Annotated in this window: 16 protein-coding genes; 4 read left to right on the forward strand and 12 right to left on the reverse strand. The window is 67.3% G+C overall.

Features of this window, described 5'->3' with window-relative positions:
- The first annotated feature begins 123 nt into the window (after positions 1–123).
- On the forward strand, positions 124–849 hold the full coding sequence (locus CDO44_RS00965; protein WP_087778258.1) for an IclR family transcriptional regulator: 726 nt from the start codon (positions 124–126) through the stop codon (positions 847–849).
- A gap of 33 nt (positions 850–882) precedes the next feature.
- On the opposite strand, the gene CDO44_RS00970 is transcribed toward CDO44_RS00965, so the two are convergent.
- The 12 genes from CDO44_RS00970 to def form a co-directional block, all read right to left on the reverse strand.
- Complete coding sequence (locus CDO44_RS00970) at positions 883–2,280, reverse strand: MmgE/PrpD family protein (protein ID WP_087778259.1); 1,398 nt, start codon at positions 2,278–2,280, stop codon at positions 883–885.
- Between the two features lie 75 nt (positions 2,281–2,355).
- The gene (locus CDO44_RS00975; RefSeq protein WP_087778260.1) at positions 2,356–3,600 is read right to left on the reverse strand and encodes a YbdK family carboxylate-amine ligase; all 1,245 of its coding nucleotides are present in this window, start codon (positions 3,598–3,600) and stop codon (positions 2,356–2,358) included.
- A gap of 418 nt (positions 3,601–4,018) precedes the next feature.
- Positions 4,019–4,273, reverse strand: coding sequence for a DUF3567 domain-containing protein (locus tag CDO44_RS00980; RefSeq protein ID WP_087778261.1), 255 nt, complete (start codon positions 4,271–4,273; stop codon positions 4,019–4,021).
- A gap of 103 nt (positions 4,274–4,376) precedes the next feature.
- A complete protein-coding gene (locus tag CDO44_RS00985) occupies positions 4,377–4,595 on the reverse strand; it encodes a GTP-binding protein (protein WP_144389445.1) in 219 nt (72 codons plus the stop codon).
- Between the two features lie 152 nt (positions 4,596–4,747).
- On the reverse strand, positions 4,748–6,217 hold the full coding sequence (locus CDO44_RS00990) for a TrkH family potassium uptake protein (RefSeq protein ID WP_087778263.1): 1,470 nt from the start codon (positions 6,215–6,217) through the stop codon (positions 4,748–4,750).
- Positions 6,218–6,233: 16 nt separating this feature from the next.
- Positions 6,234–7,610, reverse strand: coding sequence for a Trk system potassium transporter TrkA (gene trkA / locus CDO44_RS00995; protein ID WP_087778264.1), 1,377 nt, complete (start codon positions 7,608–7,610; stop codon positions 6,234–6,236).
- 330 nt (positions 7,611–7,940) lie between these two features.
- On the reverse strand, positions 7,941–8,681 hold the full coding sequence (locus tag CDO44_RS01000) for a response regulator (RefSeq protein WP_087778265.1): 741 nt from the start codon (positions 8,679–8,681) through the stop codon (positions 7,941–7,943).
- Positions 8,682–8,698: 17 nt separating this feature from the next.
- Positions 8,699–11,155 (reverse strand): PAS domain-containing sensor histidine kinase, encoded by a 2,457-nt coding sequence (locus CDO44_RS01005; protein WP_087778419.1) that lies wholly within the window; start codon positions 11,153–11,155, stop codon positions 8,699–8,701.
- 23 nt (positions 11,156–11,178) lie between these two features.
- Positions 11,179–12,066, reverse strand: coding sequence for a DUF4390 domain-containing protein (locus CDO44_RS01010; protein WP_087778266.1), 888 nt, complete (start codon positions 12,064–12,066; stop codon positions 11,179–11,181).
- Positions 12,063–13,382 (reverse strand): 16S rRNA (cytosine(967)-C(5))-methyltransferase RsmB, encoded by a 1,320-nt coding sequence (gene rsmB, locus CDO44_RS01015; protein WP_087778420.1) that lies wholly within the window; start codon positions 13,380–13,382, stop codon positions 12,063–12,065. Before rsmB ends, CDO44_RS01010 begins: the two co-directional genes overlap by 4 nt.
- The gene (gene fmt / locus CDO44_RS01020) at positions 13,382–14,329 is read right to left on the reverse strand and encodes a methionyl-tRNA formyltransferase (RefSeq protein ID WP_087778267.1); all 948 of its coding nucleotides are present in this window, start codon (positions 14,327–14,329) and stop codon (positions 13,382–13,384) included. The genes rsmB and fmt overlap by 1 nt, the downstream gene beginning before the upstream one ends.
- A 326-nt stretch (positions 14,330–14,655) precedes the next feature.
- On the reverse strand, positions 14,656–15,156 hold the full coding sequence (gene def, locus CDO44_RS01025) for a peptide deformylase (RefSeq protein WP_087778268.1): 501 nt from the start codon (positions 15,154–15,156) through the stop codon (positions 14,656–14,658).
- Between the two features lie 267 nt (positions 15,157–15,423).
- Between def and dprA the strand changes: the two genes are divergently transcribed.
- From dprA to CDO44_RS01040, 3 genes are all read left to right on the forward strand, one after another.
- The gene (gene dprA / locus CDO44_RS01030) at positions 15,424–16,542 is read left to right on the forward strand and encodes a DNA-processing protein DprA (RefSeq protein WP_087778269.1); all 1,119 of its coding nucleotides are present in this window, start codon (positions 15,424–15,426) and stop codon (positions 16,540–16,542) included.
- Positions 16,543–16,614: 72 nt separating this feature from the next.
- The gene (locus CDO44_RS01035) at positions 16,615–17,073 is read left to right on the forward strand and encodes a DUF494 family protein (protein ID WP_087778270.1); all 459 of its coding nucleotides are present in this window, start codon (positions 16,615–16,617) and stop codon (positions 17,071–17,073) included.
- 358 nt (positions 17,074–17,431) lie between these two features.
- On the forward strand, positions 17,432–20,074 hold the full coding sequence (locus tag CDO44_RS01040) for a DNA topoisomerase III (protein WP_087778271.1): 2,643 nt from the start codon (positions 17,432–17,434) through the stop codon (positions 20,072–20,074).
- Positions 20,075–20,081 lie beyond the last annotated feature (7 nt).

Below are 20,081 nucleotides of genomic sequence, written 5' to 3' on the forward strand. Positions count from 1 at the left end.
ATCGAGGTCCGAAACCACGAAGACGGGACGTCCGGATGGACGGAGAGGAAGAGTCGAGCCGTCTTTCGTTTTATTGAATAAAATAAATTTTATTGAACAAAACTCTAAGAGGCTTCGAGGCACGTGTCAAGCCAGTCTTCCCCTACTCCCCCCGCCGGCGTCCTGGAACGCGGCATCACCATCCTGGAAAGCTTCGACGCCGACCGGCTGCGGCTGTCGCTGCGCGAGCTGGCCGAACACACGGGACTGGACAAGGCCACGCTGCTCCGGCTGGCGGGCGTCCTGACCAAATCCCGCCTGCTGCACCGGTTCGACAACGGCGACTACGCGCTCGGCCCGGCCCTGTTGCACATGGGCATGCTCTATCGCAGCACCTTCGACCTGGGGGCGCGCATCCAGCCCGTGCTGCGCAACGTCATGCAGGAAACCGGCGAGACAGTCGCCCTCTACGTGCGCGTCGGCGACGACCGTATCTGCCTGTACCGCGAAAATTCATCGCGGGAGGTGCGCCACCATGTCGAAGTCGGCACCCGGCTGCCCCTGGACCAGGGGGGGTCGTCCTCGCATGTCCTGCGCGCCTATACCGGCGGGACGACGCCGCTGGCGGAGGAAATCCGCGCCCAGGGCTATGCCATGACCCGGGCCGAACGCGTTCCCGAGATGACCTCGGTGGCGCTGCCCGTTTTCGACGCGGACAGCAGCTTTATCGGCGCCGTCGTCGTACTGGGCCTAGCCTCCCGCTTCAATCCCAAGGCGCAGGCTGCGGCCGTGGAGGCAGTCAGGCGCGAGCTGGCCCTGCAAGGATTCGCCTGTCGCCCTCCGGAAGGCTGGAGACCCCCCGGCAACTGACGCCGCGCTGGAGCCGGCACCGCGCCGCAGGCGCTAGGCAGCCGCCTCCGCGCGAATCTGCGCGGCGCCGAACAAACACGGTGGCGGCAACGCCGGCTCGCCATCGCACGCGGGGTCGACAAAAGCTTCGCACCAGGCGGCGATCGACCTGGCCGCCTCGTCATCCATCGCGGGCGCGAACGCCCGCATGCGGGCCAACATCTGGTTCCAGTCGAACGGATCCTCCGGATCGCCACGGCGCAAGTCGCGCCGGGCGCATAGCCGGCTGCCGTCGGCCATGACCAACGTCACCGTACTGGGACGTCGATGGGGGAATTCGCGCTGGAAATCTTCGTCCGTCCTGATGCGGATGCGGCCAGCCAGGTCGCGCAACGCCGGATCATCCAACCGGGGCGCTTCCATGTCCTCGATGGTCAGCCGGCCTCTGAGCAGCAGCACCGCGAGCACATATCGCAGGCTGAAGCAGGTCTCGGCCGGCCGGGCGGGCCAATCGACGCCGGCGATCTTCAGCGCATGGGGAAAGATTGCGACCTCGACCTCGCGGATGGCGCCGATGTCGGGCCGGTTGGCTGCCAGCAGTTCCTGCGCGGCATCCAGGGGCGTGAACAATTGCGCGCAGCATGGCCAGGCCTTGATGGTGGCGGTATGCAAGCGCAACGGGCCGTCGAGCCCCGCATCCAGGGCGTCCAGCGGTCCATCGCCGGCCAGGTTGGCGTACAGCGCCCGCTTGCCCGTGACGAAAGACCGGGCTCCCGGCAGGCCCGCGCGCGCCGCCAAGGCGGCCGTCATGCCGTTGCGCACGGCAAATGCCGGGTGCAGGGACTTGGATTCCTGGGCATCGTCCTCCATCAGCTGCCACAGGCCCTGGGCTTGCGTCGCTCCCAGCCCCAGGGCATGGTGCAGCGCAGCCTCCGGCAAGCCCAGCGCCATGGCCGAGGCCGCGGCGGCCCCGAGCGTGCCGGCCGTAGCGGTGGCGTGAAAGTTTGCGGCGTGGCGGGTACCCAAGGCTTCCCCCACGCGCAGGGCAACCTCGTAACCGGCAAGAATGGCGTCGGCCATGCAGCGACGCGTGAGCTGCCCCTCCGAAGCAAGCGCCATGACCGGCGACACGGTCACCACGCCAGGATGCAGCATGGCCGCCCGGTGGGCGTCGTCGATCTCGCGGATATGCGCAATCGCCGCGTTGGCGAAAGCGGCTGCCGGAAGCGGCAGCATGACGCCTCCGAAAACCGGTGCTCCCCCCGCGCCAGGGTAGCAATCCCCGGCCAACGTCCTGAAGCATCCGGCCAGCGGCATCGGGGCCGCCGACCAGCCGGCGGTGAACCAGTCAAGCAGTGCCTGGGCCAGGCGCTCGCGGGTGGGCGCGTCCAGCGGGGATGCGCGAAGGCTGGCCACGCGGCGGACCAGCCGGGACTCGGGCAAGGCAGGCATATCTCGTCATTTTATTGAATGAAATGAATTTCATTTTAGACGAGAAAAACCCCGGCATCCATCCAGGACGCGCCCTCAGTGCAGCCGATCCCGCAACCGCTTGAATCCGAACGGCTTCACGCCATCCAGGTTCAGGATGGGCTCGGAGCTCGCGCGAACGCGGCGGCGTGTCGGGAGCTCCGGCAGGCCCTGCTCGACTTCGGCCGGCGCTTCGCCGCGCCATACGCCCACGGCGGCTCCGACCACCTCGGCGATATCCTGGCCCCGGTTGAACTGGGCGCGCAGCCACTTGCAGTCGCCGCCATGCTTGAAGGTCTCCTCGCGCAGCGCTTCAAGCATGTCGGCCGTGCCGAGTTCGCGGGCCGCGGGCTGCAGCTTGTCGAAGGTCATGCGCAGGTGGTCGCTGAGCCGGATGCGGCCATGTTCGGGATCGACGTAGTTGCCGTGCAGGCCGAACCGGGTGGCCTGGAAGCGGTTGGTCCGGTAGGCCATCCAGGCCTGCCGGCCAGGCATGGGCTCGTTGGCCAGCGCCACGCCCAGCGCCTGCGCGAAGGCCGCCAGCTGGCACGCCTTCTCGACGGTGAGCGGCGTGTCGCAGACGCGGATTTCGACGGTGCCGAATTCGGGCTTGGGCCGGACGTCCCAGTACAGGTCCTTGATGCTTTCGATCAGGCCGGAGGTCTGCAGCTGGGCGAAGTAGGCTTCGAAGCCGTGCCAGTCCACCACCTCCGGCGGCAGGTGGCCGCACATGGGGAAGGCGTTCAAGGCGTTGAGACGGCTGCATGCGAACTGGGTATCGACGCCTTCGAAGTAGGGCGACGAGGCGGCCAGCGCGATGAAGTGCGGCACGTAAGGCGACAGCTTCTGGGTCAGCGCGATGGCGGCATTGCCGCTGGGCACCCCCAGGTGGATGTGCTGGCCGAACACGGTGAACTGGCGGGCCAGGTAGCCGTACATCTCGGACAGGTACTGGAAGCGCGGCGAATCGAAAATGGTGCGATCGTGCCAGCGCATGAAGGGATGCGTCCCGCCCCCGGCCACGCGCACGCCCACGGCGTCGGCGGCCTCGACCAGCAGGTCGCGCATGCCTCGCATCTCTTCCAGGAGGCGGGCGGGCTCGGTGTGCACCGAGGAGTTGAGTTCGATCATGGACCGGGTGATCTCGGGTTTGACCCGGTCGGCATAGGGATGATTGGCGATTTGCGCCAGCAGCTCTTCGGCTGCGCCCTTCAAGTCGAAGGTCTGGGGATCGACGATTTGCAGTTCGAGCTCGATGCCCAGCGTGTTTGGCGGGGATGCCGTGAATGCGATGGACTGCATCGGGGTCTCCTTGGAAAGGTGGCCGGGGTGAGTCATCTACCCGGAAGGGGCGACGCCGGACGCACGGGGTGCGTCGTAGGCCAGCATCACGTAGTGGTTGGCCGAGTTTAGCCGCAAGTTTGTGGCGGATTCCCGAAAATTGACCGATTTTAAGTGTTTCCCCTAAGCAGACGCCGAATTTGGCGACGGCCAGAAGTAAGTATCCACCAACAAATCAGCAATGACGGGGGAAAGCGAGTGAAAACCGCCCGGGATGCCCGACAGGCCTGGAAGTCGGGCAATGGAAGCGTAGCAGGCCGGGATGACAGGATCGTGAGAGGATCCTGCGCCTGGCTAGCGCGATGACGGGGCATTATAGCCCCAGCCTTGGAGAGTGTGTGCTTACAATTGAAAACCGGCGCAAAGCGCCGGCACGAGACTAGTGCAAGGTCAGCGGATGGTGCATGTAGGCGTCGAACTGGCTCAGGAATTCGTCCACGTCCTCCATGGAGGGCTCGGTGGCGATCAGCTCCCTCACCTGGGTGCGGAATTGTTCGGCCGATTCGCCGGCGATATAAACCTCGCGGCGCGACTGCTTGTCGACGATTTCGAATCCCCCGCCCGCGCTGGAGGCCCCATCGAGCTGGGCGAACTCCACGACGACATAGTTGGGGCTGTTGTAGATCATTTCCATGGTCTGGCTCCTGAAGACAGGGGTCTGACCGACCACCTGGTCATTAAATTGGTGCCTGTTTTTGGAAATCAAGAGGGCCGACCGGATTGGTTCCGACTATCGGCTACTCGGTGCTCGATGCCCCGGGCTGGCCCTCGTACAGCTTCACCGCTCCTGCAAAACCTGGTCCGTTCAATTGCTTGCGCAGCTCGGCCAAGTGCCCGGCCGCGCTTACCTCTATCCACAGCCTTGCCGGCCGGATCTGCCTGAGCAACCGCGCCACGGTAACCCGCAGCGGCAATTGCCCTACGCAACAAACGCACCCGGGGGCAAGCTGTACCATTTCGACCCCCGGAGGGGCCGACAAAGTTCCCGGACCGCCTTCGACGATCACCGCCTGCACTCCTTCGTTGACGTGAGCTTGGGCTTCCTCCAACGCCAAGCTTACCCCTTTTCGTAAGTGAGTACCCACAATCAACATGACGGGGACAGGATTCATTTACGCCAGAATGCCCGGGTGAACAGGACCAGTACAGCAAACAACTCCAAACGGCCGATGAGCATGGCGACGGTGCAGATCCATGTCTGCGCGTCGGTGAGGACGGCGAAGGTTCCCGCCGGACCGACGACGCCCAATCCCGGGCCGGTGTTGCTCAGGCTGGCCAGCACCGCGGTGAACGCGGCGACGGGCTCGAGGCCGGTATAGAGCATGCCCATGGTCAGGGCCATGAGCGAGGCCCAATACAGCAGCATGAAGGCCATGACCGAGAACACGACCCGGTTGGGCACCGGCAGGCCGTTGATGTGGACAGGATTGATCGCGCGCGGATGCAGGATGTGGATGAACTCGCGCCGCGCCTGCTTGACCAGGATCACGACGCGGATCATCTTGATGCCGCCCCCGGTGGAGCCGGCGCACGTCACGAAGCACGACAGCACCAGCATCCACACCGGGGCGAAAATGGGCCAGGTCGAGTAATCGGTACTGACGAAGCCGGTAGTAGTGGCCACCGACACGGTATTGAACAGGGCATAGCGCAGTGCCGTCCAGACCGAATCGTAGGTGCCCCGCAAGACCAGCAGCGTGGTAACGAGCGCCACCGAAATCGCGAGCACGGCGAGATAGGCCTTCGCTTCGGTGCTGCGCGCATAGGGCGCGAGGCTCCGGCGCCGGAACGCCTGGAAATGCAGGGTGAAGCTGATGCCGGCGATGACCATGAACACGATCGCGACCAGCTCCACGGCCGGCGACTCGAAGGCGGAGAAGCTCGCGTCGCGCGTCGAGAAACCGCCCAGGCCGATGGTCGAGGCCATATGGCAATACGCTTCGTACCAGTCCAGCCCGGCGGCCCGGTAGGCCAGGGCGCACAGCAGCGACATCAACATGTAGATCGCGTACAGGCCCTTGGCGGTGCCGGTGATGCGCGGGGTGAGCTTCTCGTCCTTCATGGGCCCGGGCGTCTCGGCCCGGAAGATCTGGCTGCCGCCGGCTCCCAGCATGGGCAGGATGGCCACCGCCAGCACCAGGATGCCCATGCCGCCGATCCAGACCAGCGTGCAACGCCAGACGTTGATCGATGGCGGCAGCTTGTCGAGCCCGGCCAGGACGGTGGCGCCGGTGGTCGTCAGGCCGGACATGGCTTCGAAGTAGGCGTCGGTAATCGACAGCGGCATGCCGGCCTGGTGGTAATAGAAGAGGAGCGGCAGGGTGGCGATCATCGCCAGCACGCTCCACACCAGGGATACCAGCAGGAAGCCGTCGCGCGGCGTCAGCTCGCGCCGCTGGCTGCGCGTCGCGAGGCTCAGCGCCAGGCCGGCCACCAGGCCGGTGGCCATGGCGCGGATGAAGGCGTCCTTGGCGCCGTCGTCGAAAATGAACGAGGTGGCCAGGGGAATCGCCATCGTCATCGAGAACAGGGCGATGACGAGGCCGAGGACGTGCAAGACCGGGAGCAGTTTGCGCATGACGCGAAGGCCGGGATCAGAAGAAGGTCGCCGAGACCTGGAAAAGCTTTTCCACCTGCGCGATCAGCCGCTGGTGCGCCACGAACACGATGACGTGGTCGTCGGACTCGATGACGGTATCGTGGTGGGCCATCAATACTTCGTCCTGCCTGACGACGGCGCCTATGGTGGCCCCGGCCGGCAGGTTGATGTCCTCGATGCGGCGGCCGACTACCTGGGAAGACTTGGCATCGCCATGGGCAATGGCCTCCAGGGCCTCGGTGACGCCGTGGCGCAGGCGGTGGACGGCGACCACGTCGCCCCGGCGCACGTAGCGCAGCAGCTCGCCTATCGTGGCCTCCGACGGGGAAATGGCAATGTCGATCCGCCCGCCCTCCATCAGCTCGCCGTAGCTCTTGCGGCTGATCAGCGCGATGACGCGGCGCGCCCCCATCCGCTTGGCGAGCAGCGACGACATGATGTTGTCCTCGTCGTCGCTGGTCAGCGCCAGGAACAGGTCCATCTCGGCCACGTTCTCGTCCTCGAGCAGGTCTTCGTCGGTGGCGTCGGCGTTCAGGATCAGGGCGCGGCTGGGAAGCTGGGTGGCGAGGAATTCGCAGCGCTTGCGGTTGTGCTCGATGACCTTGACGTCGCAGTGATCGCTGATGCTGCGGGCCAGCCGCAGGCCGATGTTGCCGCCGCCGGCGATCATCACCCGCTTGACCCGCTTGTCGCTCTCGCGCAGCTCGCGGATGATGTGGCGCACGTGGCGGGTGTTGGCAAGGAACAGGACCTCGTCGCCCGGCTCGATGCGGGTATCGCCTTCGGGTACGACCAGCCGGTTGTTGCGGAATATCGCAATGATGCGAACATCGGCGCCGGGTAGGCGGTCGCGCAGGCTTTCGATGGGCTGCTCGGCCAGCGGGCTGCCGGCGGCGGCCCGCACGGTAACGGCGCACACACGGCCGTCGGCGAACTCGACCACCTGCAGGGCTTCGGGAATTTCGACCAGCTTCTCGATGTAGCTGGTCACGCTGCGCTCGGGACAGATCAGGTGATCGACGTCGAAACCGTCCTCGCCCATCAGTTCTTCGTGGTCCAGGAATTCCGACGAGCGCACCCGGGCGATGCAGCGCGGCACGTTGAAGACCTGCTTGGCCAGCTTGCATGCCACCAGGTTGCTTTCGTCGGCGGTGGCGCACGAGATAAACAAATCGGCGTCCGCTGCTCCGGCCTCCTGCAACGTGGAGATGTGCGTGCCGTTGCCCATCAGCCCCCTCAGGTCCAGGCGGTCCTGCAGCAGCGCCAGCCGGGCGCCATCGGTATCGATGACGGTGATGTCGTTGTGCTCCGACACCAGGTTCTCGGCGACGCTGGTCCCCACCTGCCCGGCGCCGAGTATCAGAATCTTCATGTCAGTTACCTAATAGAGGCCCACCCCTCGCGGCTTACGCCGCGCCCCTCAAGGGGCGGCGCTGGCGGACCGGCAAAGCCGGATCCGCGGCGCCCTGGGTCTGGCGAGGATTTCTCAAGTTGTCACACCGCTGCTACCGCTGGCAGCCAGCGAAGCACAGGCGCGGCAACCCAAGAAAGCGGTACTAGATCCAGGATGCGGTGGATCCGGCTCCGCCGGTCCACCCGCATCGCCCCCTTGAGGGGGCGCCCGAAGGGCGTAGGGGGTGGGCCTTCCTTCCGGTCCACCCGCATCGCCCACCGGGGGGCGCGCGTCAGCGCGTAGGGGGGGTCATACATTCCTTTTGCGCGACAGCTCTATCCCCAGTTGCTTGAGCTTGCGGTACAGGTGGGTACGCTCCAGCCCGGTCTTGTCCGCCACGCGGGTCATGCTTCCGCCTTCGCGCGCCAGGTGATGCTCGAAATAGACCCGCTCGAAGGCGTCGCGCGCTTCCCGCAACGGCAGGTCCAGCGACAGGGAAAGGAGCGGCGAACGGGGCTGGTTGTCGTGCACGGACAGCGCGCCGCCGGGGCCTCGCTCGGCGGCGGGCGCGAGGCCGGGTGTGGGCGCGCGCATGCCGTCGCCCGTCGCCAGGGGCGGCAGCGGGTAGCCAGGCGCGACCGGGCGGGCGGCCGCCGGAGGCGCCGAGGCCGGCTTGACGCCAGCGCGGCCGCGTTCGAGCGCGCCCGCGATGGTCTTGAGCAGGCGCGTCATGGTGATGGGCTTTTCCAGGAAATCGATCGCGCCTATGCGGGTCGCCTCGACCGCCGTATCGATGGTCGCGTGACCGCTCATCATGATGACGGGCATGTCGAGCAGGTCCTGCGACGCCCACTCCTTGAGCAGCGTCACGCCATCGGTGTCGGGCATCCAGATATCGAGCAGCACCACGTCGGGACGATGGGCGGCGCGCAGCGCGCGTGCCGCCGCGGCGTTTTCGGCCAGATCGACCGTGTGCCCTTCGTCATAAAGAATTTCCGACAGGAGTTCGCGGATGCCGACCTCGTCGTCAACCACCAAAATTCTGGCCATATCTTTAGAAACCTCTGTTACGCGGACTGCGCCCCCGCAGCCTCGGAAAAACGCGCGGCGTCATGTGCAGCGTCGGTACCCCCGGCGAGCCGAGTGAATAGTATAGAGACCATTGCCCCTCCTTCGGGCCGATTCGCAAGATCAATTCTGCCCCCATGCTCTTCGATGATCTTCTTGACGATGGCCAGGCCCAGCCCCGTGCCGCGCGCCTTGGTGGTGATGTAGGGCTCGAAGGCGCGCTGCAGGATGCGGGAAGCGAAACCGGTGCCGGTGTCTGTCACCATGAATTTGATCGACGCGTGCTCGCGGCCGTCCGGCAGGCGCGTATTGATCAACCGGGTGCTGACCGAGATGCGGTCGTCCGGTCCCGGTTCCACCGCCGCGCCCGATTGCCGTGCCGCTTCCTTGGCCTTTTCCTCGATGGCGTCGCGCGCGTTGGCGATCAGGTTGTGGATGACCTGGCGCAGCTGCGTCGCGTCGCCGCGCACGCGCGGCAGTTCCGCCTCGAGCTCGACCGCCAGCGCGATGCTGCCCGTGCCGGCTTTCAATACCCCGCCCGCAGGGTCCCATCCGTACAGGGTCAGGACCTCCGCCACCAAGTCATTCAGGTCGAGCAGCTGGTGCTGCGCCTGGGGCGTGCGGGCGTATTCGCGGAAATCGTCCACCATGCGCTGCATCGAGCTGACCTGGTTGATGATGGTGGTGGTCGAACGTTTCAGCATTTCGGCATCGACGGGGGCGAGCTTGTCGGCGAGCTTGATGGCGATGCGTTCGGCCGACAGCTGGATGGGCGTCAAGGGGTTCTTGATCTCGTGCGCCAGCCGCCGCGCCACCTCGCCCCACGCGACGGCGCGGTTGGCCGATATGACCTCGGTAATATCGTCGAACACCACCACGTAGCCCCCGCTCGCTCCCGCCACCGGCAGATGTGATCCCCGCGCCAGCAGGGTAATCGTATTGTCGTCGGCGGTGGGATCCGAATTGTTACCTTCGCCGCCGGCCGCGCCTGGCGCGGCATCGACAGGCTGCGGCCGGACGATCTCGAACTGCTGCTGCCAGTACTGGCGACCGGTGCCCGCGGCGGCATGCTCGGCAAAGGCCGTCCGTATGGTCTGAGCGAAAGCCGTCAGGCCGTCGACGGTTTCCAGGGGGCGGCCGGCCACCGCCCGCAGGTCGACCCGCAGGATCTGCTGGGCGCCGCGATTGACAGTCGCCACGCGAAACGCCTCGTCGAACACCAGCACGCCCGACGACAGGTTGGACAGGATGCTTTCCAGATAGACGTTGCTGCGTTCGAGCTGGCGCCGGTTGCTTTCGACCATGCGGCGCGCCTCGTCGAGCTGGCGCGTCATGGCGTTGAACGAGCGGGTCAGTTGCCCGAGTTCGTCGCTCTGCGGCGGCTCGGGAATAGGCCGGTAGTCGCCCACCCCCACGGCCTGGGTGCCCTCGGCCAACCGCAACAGCGGCCGCACCATCCGCGACGATAGCGAGAAAGCCGCCGCGATCGCCGCGAACACCGCCAGGAGCAGCGCCAGGGTGAGCGTGATGCCGTACAACTTGCGCAGGCCCACGCGCGACAGCGACAGCTCCTGGTAGTCGCGGTAGCCGCTCTGGACCTCCTCGGCGTTGCTGGCGATCTGTTCCGGAACCGACTGCAGCAATTGCAGGTAGCGCGATTCGGCGGGCAGCACGCCGGGCAGCTCGAAGCCTCCCATCGGGGCGATCGGAACGATGACGCGCAGCCGCAGCGCGCCGTCGTTGGGCGTATCGCGAGTCGTGCCCAGCGGGCCCTGCACACCTTCCACAGTGGTGGGACTGGCGGCGCTGTTGGCCTCGGCCGCGGCGTAGGAGCGCGATATCTTCAGCTGCCGCAGGACCTGCGGAGGTGGCGTCTCGGGCACCAGCGACCCGTAGGTATTGGTGGACCAGGCGATGACCCGGCCGCTGGCGGTGAAGACCATGGCATCCTGCACCCCCACCTGCTCGCGCAGCCGAGTCAGCGACAGGCCGACGTTCGACTCCTGGGTGTCGCCCAGTTCGATCGACATGGTGCGCGCCTTGGCGTTCATTTCCTGCAGTTGCGAGTCCAGGGCGGCCCGGCCCAGGCTCAGGCCCGATTCGAGCGCGGTATCGACCCGCACGTTGAACCAGGACTCGATGGAGCGCGACAGGAACTGCACCGACAGCATGTAGATCAGCACGCCCGGCACCACGCCCACCAGCGCGAACGCCAGCGCGAAACGCGACGTCAGCTTGGCGCCGAACTGCCCGCGCCGCAACTGGCTTCGCAGGCGGACGGTCAGGACGATTACCCAGACGAACAGCACCAGCGCGACGACGGCATTCAGCCCGAGCAGCAGGCCGTACTGCTGCTCCAGGCGCGACGAGTTGCCGGTGGACCAGGCCAGCAGGAACAGCAGCAGCAGCGCGCTGACGCCGGCCACGCCCAGCAGGACGCGCAGGAACCGGTTCATGAGCCGCACGCGACGGGTTCGCATCATTGAGACTCCGTGGGCGGTGTCAGGCCCAGTCCGGCGCGGTTCCCTTGGGACGCGCCCGGCAAGCTCAGGCCATGGCCGCCGTTGGCGCCGTTCGTGCCGTTGGCGCCGGCCCCGTTGATGCCGCCGGGATGGTTGCCATTGGCGCCATTGGACGGCGCCGGGACGGGCGCCGGCGCCGGCTGCGCGGGGAGAGGCGAGGAGGGCACGGCGGCGGGGAGGGGCACGGACGAGGCCGAGCCTGGCGGCGGCACGGGAGGCGGCGGCAGGCCGGGTTGTGCGGCGGACGGCGGCGCCGAGCTCGCCGGAGGGGGCGCATCCTTGCCGATGCGCACGTCGAACTCGGTCCACGGCGTGGCGAGGGACCACTCGCTGCTATTGAGCGCGTTGACCTGGAATGGCTTGGATAGCTGGGAAATGTCGAAGCGCACCCTGAGCCGGCCCTCGTAGCGGTCGTCGGCGCGCAGCGCGTCGCGCTCGCCGATGCGCCAGTTGCGCACATGGCGCACCACGGACAGGGCCTCGACCAGCGAGCCCACCGGCAGCGCCAGGTTGCCCGAGTGCACGCGCCATTGCCGGGTGAGGGGGTTGTAGACGATGCGCCAGGTCTGGGTCGAGGACAGCACGACCTCGTCGAACCAGTACCAGCGGGGGCGCCGGATCTCCACTTCCACCGAGAAATACAGCGGCAGCCCGCGCGAGACGGCGTCTTCGAGCTGGCTGTTCAGATCCAGGGACACGTCGGCGCTCAAGAGCAGGTCGCGGCCGCGCTCGGTCAGCGTCACCGACTGGACGGCGGGCTCGGATGCCGCGACCGTGCTGCCCCACAGCAGCACCAGGATGACGACCGGCAGGATGAGGACGCGATGAAGTCGAAGAATGATCAAACCTTGGCAAACAACGCGTAGAAAAAACCATCGTGCTGCTCGGCCGGCCGATCAGGCTCCGCCTGCGTTAGCAATTGCCCCGGTGCAGGCAGCCGCTTCGCGTCGGGGTGCCGCAACTGGAAAGCTTCGGCTTGCTTGACCCCCTCCGCGGGAAAAATCGAGCAGGTTGCGTAGAGCAATTTACCACCGGGCGCCACCACCTGCCACAGGGCATCGGCAATCCGCGCCTGCAAGGCCGCGGTATTGGCGATGTCGCCCTCGCGCCGCAGCCAGCGGATGTCCGGATGGCGCCGCACGATGCCCGAAGCCGTGCATGGCACGTCGGCCAGCACCGCGTCGAAGGGCCGGCCGTCCCACCAACCGGCGAGGTCGGCCACGTCGGCGGCCTGCGTGCGCGCCGACAGCCCCAGCCGCGCCAGGTTGGCGTCGACCCGCGCCAGCCGCCCGGCGTCGACGTCCAGCGCAAGCAGGTCGAGGTCGGCCAGTTCAAGCAGATGCGCGGTCTTGCCGCCCGGCGCGGCGCACGCGTCGAGCACCCGCATGCCGTCCCGCACCTGCAACAGCGGCGCGGCCAACTGCGCCGCGGCATCCTGCACCGACCACCAGCCCTCGGCAAAACCCGGCAGTTGCTGGACGGGGCGCGCCTGCGCCAGGGCCACGCCCGCCTCGCCCACCGGCCAGGCCTCGGCCCCGGAGGCGCGCAACGCCTGCAGCACCGCCTCCCGGCCGGCGCGCCGCCGATTCACGCGCAACACCATGGCGGCGGGCAGGTTGGCCGCGCGCAGCAGCGCCTGCCACTGGTCCGGGTAATCGATGCGCAGCCGGCGCACCCACCACTCGGGATGGTTCCAGACCGCTTCCGGCCGCCGGGCGGCGGCGCCCAGTACGCTGTCGCGCTCGCGCAGGAAACGTCTCAGGCTGCCGTTGACCAGGCCCTTGAAGGGCGCGAGCGAACGCTGTCCCGCCGCCGCCCGCACCGCCTGGTCCACCACCGTATGCGCGGCATAGCTCACTCCCGCCGCCGCGGCCTCGTCCTCGTCGGCCACCAGCAGCGAGAAAGCGGTCAGCAGCAGGGCGTCCAGCAGCGGATCGGCCGGCTTGCGCGGAATCAGGGCCTGCTTGGCCGCCCGCGCCCGGCCGAGTTGGCGCATGGCGTGGAACGACACCGCCTGGGCCGCGGGCCGCAACGGCGCGGGCAGGCGGGCCAGCGCCTCGGTAAGCGAGACTCCCGCCAGCACGCCCTGCACCGCGCCGGCGGCGGCGAGCAGTACCTCGGACAAAGGCGCCGACAACGGGGTGGATGCAGGTTGCGCCATCAGGCCGTCCCGGGGTTCCATCCCCGCACGAAGACATCCGCCGGCTGGCGCTTGCCGCCCGCCTTCTGCAGTTCGGTCAGGCGAAGGACGCCCCGGCCGGTGGCGACGTCGACGCCGGCCGCGCCGGCGCGGACCACGGTGCCCGGCGCGGCGGTCGCCGCTTCGTCCAGGGCCCGCGCGCGCCATGCCTTGACCGGATCGGCCAGCCCCGGCAGACGCACGGTGGCGCCCGGCACCGGGTTGAACGCCAGGACGCGCCGCGCCAGCTCGTCGGCGGGACGCGTGCAGTCGAGGGCGGCTTCGGCCTTGTCGAGCTTGGCGGCATAGGTGACGCCGTCCTCGGGTTGCGGCGAGGCGCGCAGGTCGCCCGTCTCCAGGCGCGCGAGCGCCTGCACGATCAATTCGCCGCCCAGGACGGCCAGCCGGTCGTGAAGCTCGCCGGCCGTCTGGTCCGGCTCGATGGGCAGGGCGCCCTTGAGCAGCATGTCGCCCGTGTCCAGGCCGGCGTCCATCTGCATGATGGTGATCCCGGTCTCGGCGTCTCCGGCCTCGATGGCGCGCTGGATCGGCGCCGCCCCGCGCCAGCGCGGCAACAGGCTGGCATGGATGTTCAGGCAGCCCAGGCGGGGGATGTCGAGCACCGACCGGGGCAGGATCAGCCCGTAGGCGGCGACGATCATCGCGTCGGCCTCCGCCGCGCGCAACGCCCCGTGCGCCTCGGCGGCTTCCTCCGGATATTTGCCGTCCAGCCGAAGGCTGCGCGGCTGCATCACCGGCACTCCCGCAGCCAGCGCCTCGGTCTTGACCGGACTGGGCGTGAGCTTGAGCCCCCGCCCCGCCGGCCGGTCGGGCTGGGTCAACACCAGGACGATTTCATGTCCCGCGGCAAGCAGCGCCTTCAAGGCGACTCTGGCGAATTCCGGCGTACCGGCAAAAACTAAACGCATCTGATGTCCAAGGGAAACCCATCTCCCGGACGGCCAGCGGACAGGCGAGCCGGATCCGCGCGCCCCGGGTAGACTGCCGCCTATGAGGAATAGACCCGTTCACAGACCGGTTGGCCGTGCCGCGGGGTTGGAAGTCTATGGGTTATTCGAGACGGGAATGATACCGTGCTCGAGAAGCGACTTTTCGGCGCACCGGCGCGCGCCCGGGATACCAGCAAACGCCGCCCTCCGCCAGCCTGGTAGTACCCCAGGATGCGGTGGATCCGGCTCCGCCGGTCCACCCGCATCGCCCCCTGGGGGCGCGCGTGAGCGCGTAGGGGGGGCCTCTATGCCGCCTGCAGCTTGCGCAGCTTGGTCTTGATCCGGCTCTGCTTGAGCGGGGAAAGGTATTCGACGAATACCTTGCCGTCCAGATGGTCGAGCTCGTGCTGTACGCAGACGGCCAGCAGGCCCTCGGCGTCGAATTCGTAGCGCTCGCCGTGCTCGTTCGTAGCTTCGACCTTGATGCGGGACGAGCGCTTGACCTCGTCGTAGATGCCGGGAACCGACAGGCAGCCTTCCTCGTAGACCTGGGTTTCTTCGCTCTTCCAGGTGATGACGGGATTGATGAGGACGAGCAGGTCGTCGCTCTGCTCGGAAACGTCGATCACCACGATGCGCTCGTGGATGTCGACCTGGGTGGCCGCCAGCCCGATACCCGGCGCCGCGTACATGGTTTCGGCCATGTCGCGGACGATGCGGCGGATGCGGTCGTCGACCACGGCCACCGGCTTGGCCTTCTTGTGCAGGCGCGCGTCGGGATAATGGAGGATGGGTAGCAATGCCATGATCGTGTTGCCGTGGCCCCGCGGATCGGGGCGTCTTCATTGGGTAGATGGGGCCGATGGGCCGGGATCCAAGGGGCAAGATACCACAGGTTCGAGCCCGGCCGCGGCGGCCGCAAAGGATGAGTCCGCCCGCTCCTGCGCTATATAAATAATAGGGCCGTGAAACGTGGTCGTCCATGTCCACCCCCCGCTCCCGGGCGGCCACCGGTCGTGGTTACATATGACGACGGCGCCTCCTCCGCGGCGCGGCATTCCTCTCTCGCCTGCATGCCTCTCGCCCACTCCCACGAAGAACTCTCCGCATGGCTGCGGCTAACGCTCGAGCCAGGCATCGGCCCGGCCACGGCCCGGGACCTGCTCGAAGTCTTCGGCCTGCCCCAGCAGCTCTATGCCCAGCCCCGCCAGGCGCTGGCGGAGCGGCTGCCCGCGCCGCTGGCCGACCAGCTGGCCCGCCCCCCATCGCACGAGCAGTGGGCGACCATCGAGCGAACCCTGCGCTGGTGCGAAGCGCCGGATCACCACGTGCTGACCCTGGCCGATGCCGGCTACCCCCCTCCGCTGCTCGACATCCACGATCCGCCCCCCGTGTTGTACGTGGTCGGCGAACCGGTCTGGCTGGCACATCCGGCCATAGCCATGGTCGGCGCACGCAACGCCACGGCCGACGGCCTGGCCAACGCGCGGGCTTTCGCCCGCCACCTGGCACGCCAAGGGTGGTGCATCGTCAGCGGAATGGCCCTGGGCATAGACACCGCCGCCCACGAAGGCGCGCTGGAAGCCGGGGGCGCCGGCACGGTGGCGATCGTCGGCACGGGCGCCGACGTGGTCTATCCCGCTCGCAACAGGAACCTGGCCGCCCGCATTGCCGCGGCCGGCGCCCTGGTGTCCGAGTTTCCGCTCGGCACCCTGGCGTTGCCGCACCAGTTTCCTCGCCGCAACCGGCTGGTGGCAGGGCTGGCCCGCGGAACCCTGGTGGCGGAAGCCGCGGCCCGTAGTGGCTCGCTGATTACCGCCCGGCTGGCGGCCGAGATCGGGCGCGAGGTCTTCGCGATACCGGGCTCCATCCATTCCCCGCTGTCGCGGGGGTGCCACGCGCTGATCCGGCAAGGCGCCAAGCTGGTTGAATCCGCCCAGGACATCCTGGATGAGCTGCATGGCATTCCCGCCGCCCACCGGCCCGAGGCCGGGTCCCCTCCCGATCCTCCCCGCGACGCCTTGGTCGCCGCCATGGGATACGGTCCCATCCCGCTGGACGCCTTGGCCCTGCGCACCGGACTCGCGATTCCCGACCTCCAGGCGAGGCTGCTCGACCTTGAACTGCAAGGCCGGGTTGCGCGACTCGACGGCGGCCGCTACCAGGTTCTGTACCGTCAGCACAACGCATGAGCGGCAAATGCTGCGCCATTTGCCTGGGGAGGCAATTCAGCGTACAGTGGATCCAGCCTCACACGCTGACTTATGTTTGAAATTCTCGTCTACCTCTTCGAGAACTACTACACGCCGGAAGCGTGCCCGGACCCGGAAACGCTGGCGCGCAAGCTTGCCGCCGCCGGCTTCGAAGACGATGAAATCGACGACGCCCTGACCTGGCTGTCCGGGCTTGCCGAATCCACTCATCGTTGCGTCGATCTCGCCCTCGTTCCCAGCAACGGCTGTCGTATCTACGCCGATGCCGAATATCGCCAGCTCGGATCGGAAGCCGTCGGCTTCATCGCCTTCCTGGAGTCGGCGGGCGTGCTGTCGTCCCCATTGCGCGAGATCGTGATCGATCGCGCCTTCGCGCTGGGCGAGTCGCCGGTTCCCCTGGACAAGCTCAAGATCATCGTGCTGATGGTGCTCTGGAGCCAGGAAACCGAGATCGACAACCTGATCCTGGAAGAGCTGCTTGAAGACGGCAGCGCCCGGCAACTGCATTGACCCCCCCCTACGCGCTGGTCCGCGCTCGCTGGCTGCAGCGGCAGTGACGGTGTGACAATTAAAGAGAATTCTTACTGAACGCGAGTGCTGTGGACTCGGCCTGTCCGTTTCCCCCGTCCCGCCGGGATCGGGACTTGCGCAATTTTTTCTGCTCCGGCCGTTCCCGCGGCAAAAAAATGCGCCGGCGGGGGGCGCTCCGAGGCGAAAAGCGCGTTTGAGGGGCTGCGCGGCGGCCGGCGCAAGGCGTTTTTTGCCCATCGCGGCGCAGGCTCGACTTGCATAGCACAAAAATCCCCCCGTATTATCCGGCGCTTTGACGCACTATTTATATGCGTCGGCTCCGTTCAACTGGAAGTCAATGGGCAAAACTCTGATCATCGCCGAGAAACCCTCGGTTGCGCTGGACATCTCCCGCGCGCTGGGCGGGTTCAAGCGCGAAGGCGACTATTTCGAAAGCGACGACTACGTGCTGGCGTCCAGCGTCGGGCACCTGCTCACCCTCGTGGCGCCCAACGACCCGGTCAAGGGCAAGTGGAGTTTCACGCACCTGCCCGTGATTCCGCCCGAGTTCGAGCTGGGACCCGCCGATAAGCGCTCCGAGGAGCGTCTGCGGCTGCTGGTGCGCCTGATCAAGCGCAAGGACGTGGATGCGCTCATCAACGCCTGTGACGCGGGGCGCGAGGGCGAGCTGATCTTCCGCTACATCGTCCAGTACGCCAAGACCAACAAGCCGATCCGGCGCCTCTGGCTGCAGTCCATGACCCAGCAGGCCATCCGCGAGGCCTTCGCCGACCTGCGCAGCGACACCGCCCTGCGTCCGCTGGAGGCCGCCGCGCGCTCGCGCGCCGAGGCCGACTGGCTGGTGGGTATCAACGGCACGCGCGCCATGACCGCCTTCAACAGCAAGGATGGCGGGTTCTTCAAGACCACCGTGGGCCGGGTCCAGACGCCGACCCTGGCCATCGTTTCCGAGCGCGAAGAGCGCATCCGCGAGTTCGTGCCGCGCGATTACTGGGAAGTGCGGGCGCAGTTCGTCGCGGCGGCCGGCCTGTACGAGGGCCGCTGGTTCGATCCCAAGCACGTCAAGGATCCGCTGGACCCGGAAAAGCGCGACTCGCGCCTCTGGACCAAGGCCGCGGCCGAATCGGTCGTGGCAGCCTGCCGCGACCGCCTGGGATCGGTCACCGAGGAATCCAAGCCCTCCACGCAGTTGTCGGGCCTGCTGTACGACCTGACCACGCTGCAGCGCGAAGCCAACTCGCGCTTCGGTTTCTCGGCCAAGACCACGCTGGCGCTGGCCCAGACCCTGTACGAACGCCACAAGGCGCTGACCTACCCGCGTACGGACTCGCGCTACCTGCCCGAAGACTACCTGGCCACGGTACGCCAGACCATGCAGACGCTGGCGAGCAACCGGCCGTCCTATGCCCCGTTCGCGACGCAGATCCTCAACAGCAACTGGGTCAAGCCCAATCGCCGGGTCTTCGACAACAAGAAGGTGTCGGACCACTTCGCCATCATCCCCACGCTGCAGGCCCCGCGCGAACTGAGCGAGGCCGAGGCCAAGCTGTACGACATGGTGGTCAAGCGCTTCCTGGCGGTGTTCTTCCCCGCTGCCGAGTTCCTCGTCACGACCCGCATCACCGAGGTCGCCGGCCATCATTTCAAGACCGAAGGCAAGGTCCTGGTGAACCCGGGCTGGATGGCCATCTATGGCCGCGACGCCCAGGGCGAGGATGCCAATCTCGTGCCGGTGGCTCCCGGCGAGCAGGTCCGTACGGAGGAAGTCGAAGCCGTGGGGCTGGTGACCAAGCCGCCTGCGCGCTATACGGAAGCGACGCTGCTCTCGGCCATGGAAGGCGCCGGCAAGCTGGTGGACGACGAGGAATTGCGCGAGGCCATGTCGGCCCGCGGCCTCGGCACGCCGGCCACCCGGGCCGGCATCATCGAAGGGCTGATCAACGAGGGCTATCTGCGCCGCGAAGGCCGCGAACTGGTCCCGACCGCCAAGGCGCGCCAGCTGATGACACTGCTGTCGGGCCTGGACGTGGACGAACTGACCTCGCCCGAACTGACCGGCGAATGGGAACACAAGCTGGCCCAGATCGAGCAAGGCCAGCTGGCGCGCGAGGCCTTCATGCGCGAGATCGCGCAAATGACGCAGGTCATCGTCAAGCGCGCCAAGGAATACGACCGGGACACGGTGCCGGGCGACTACGCCACGCTCACCACGCCCTGCCCCAAGTGCGGCAGCGTGGTCAAGGAAAACTACCGGCGCTATGCCTGCACGGCTTGCGACTTCTCCATCAGCAAGCATCCCGGCGGACGCACTTTCGAGCTGCAGGAAGTCGAGGAACTGCTGGCCAAGCGCGAGATCGGGCCGCTCAACGGCTTCATCAGCAAGATGGGCCGCCCCTTCTCGGCCATCCTGCGCATCACCGACGACTACAAGCTGGAATTCGACTTCGGCCAGGCCGACGACGAGAACGCCGAGGCCGTGGACTTTTCCGGGCAGACGCCGGTGGGGCCTTGCCCGAAATGCGGTGCCCATGTGTTCGAGCACGGCATGAGTTATGTGTGCGAGAAGGCGGTGGGCCCGCAGCGCACGTGCGACTTCCGTTCAGGCAAGGTCATCCTGCAGCAGGAGATCACCGCCGAGCAGATGGGCAAGCTGTTGGCCGAAGGCCGCACCGATCTCCTGCAGAACTTCGTGTCCAGCCGTACCAACCGCAAGTTCAAGGCCTTTCTCGTGCGGCAGGACGGCGGCAAGATCGGCTTCGAATTCGAACCGCGGCCGGCCAAGGCCGGCAAGGCGGGCGACGCTGCGCCGGCGCCCAGGAAAACGGCTGCCAAGACCGCGGCCGCGGATGGCGAGTCGGCCGTCCCGGCGAAGAAATCGCCCGCCAGGAAAGCGGCCAAGAAGGCTACGGCCAAGACCGCCGCCAAGAAAGCCCCCGCGAAAAAAGCCGCCAAGAAGGCAGCCGCGAAGACCTCCAGTTAAAGCCTTC

The organism is Pigmentiphaga sp. NML080357, from assembly GCF_002188465.1.
Classification (GTDB): Bacteria; Pseudomonadota; Gammaproteobacteria; order Burkholderiales; family Burkholderiaceae_B; genus Pigmentiphaga.

What these genes read in the sequence shown, in the direction of transcription:
- CDO44_RS00975 (WP_087778260.1), bottom strand. Translation starts at nt 3,600, where the DNA reads ATGCAGTCCATCGCATTCACGGCATCCCCGCCAAACACGCTGGGCATC.
- CDO44_RS01005 (WP_087778419.1), bottom strand. Translation starts at nt 11,155, where the DNA reads ATGAACCGGTTCCTGCGCGTCCTGCTGGGCGTGGCCGGCGTCAGCGCG.
- fmt (WP_087778267.1), bottom strand. Translation starts at nt 14,329, where the DNA reads ATGCGTTTAGTTTTTGCCGGTACGCCGGAATTCGCCAGAGTCGCCTTG.
- CDO44_RS00970 (WP_087778259.1), bottom strand. Translation starts at nt 2,280, where the DNA reads ATGCCTGCCTTGCCCGAGTCCCGGCTGGTCCGCCGCGTGGCCAGCCTT.
- def (WP_087778268.1), bottom strand. Translation starts at nt 15,156, where the DNA reads ATGGCATTGCTACCCATCCTCCATTATCCCGACGCGCGCCTGCACAAG.
- dprA (WP_087778269.1), top strand. Translation starts at nt 15,424, where the DNA reads ATGCCTCTCGCCCACTCCCACGAAGAACTCTCCGCATGGCTGCGGCTA.
- CDO44_RS00990 (WP_087778263.1), bottom strand. Translation starts at nt 6,217, where the DNA reads ATGCGCAAACTGCTCCCGGTCTTGCACGTCCTCGGCCTCGTCATCGCC.
- CDO44_RS01035 (WP_087778270.1), top strand. Translation starts at nt 16,615, where the DNA reads ATGTTTGAAATTCTCGTCTACCTCTTCGAGAACTACTACACGCCGGAA.
- CDO44_RS00985 (WP_144389445.1), bottom strand. Translation starts at nt 4,595, where the DNA reads ATGGTACAGCTTGCCCCCGGGTGCGTTTGTTGCGTAGGGCAATTGCCG.
- trkA (WP_087778264.1), bottom strand. Translation starts at nt 7,610, where the DNA reads ATGAAGATTCTGATACTCGGCGCCGGGCAGGTGGGGACCAGCGTCGCC.
- rsmB (WP_087778420.1), bottom strand. Translation starts at nt 13,382, where the DNA reads ATGGCGCAACCTGCATCCACCCCGTTGTCGGCGCCTTTGTCCGAGGTA.
- CDO44_RS00980 (WP_087778261.1), bottom strand. Translation starts at nt 4,273, where the DNA reads ATGGAAATGATCTACAACAGCCCCAACTATGTCGTCGTGGAGTTCGCC.
- CDO44_RS01000 (WP_087778265.1), bottom strand. Translation starts at nt 8,681, where the DNA reads ATGGCCAGAATTTTGGTGGTTGACGACGAGGTCGGCATCCGCGAACTC.
- CDO44_RS01040 (WP_087778271.1), top strand. Translation starts at nt 17,432, where the DNA reads ATGGGCAAAACTCTGATCATCGCCGAGAAACCCTCGGTTGCGCTGGAC.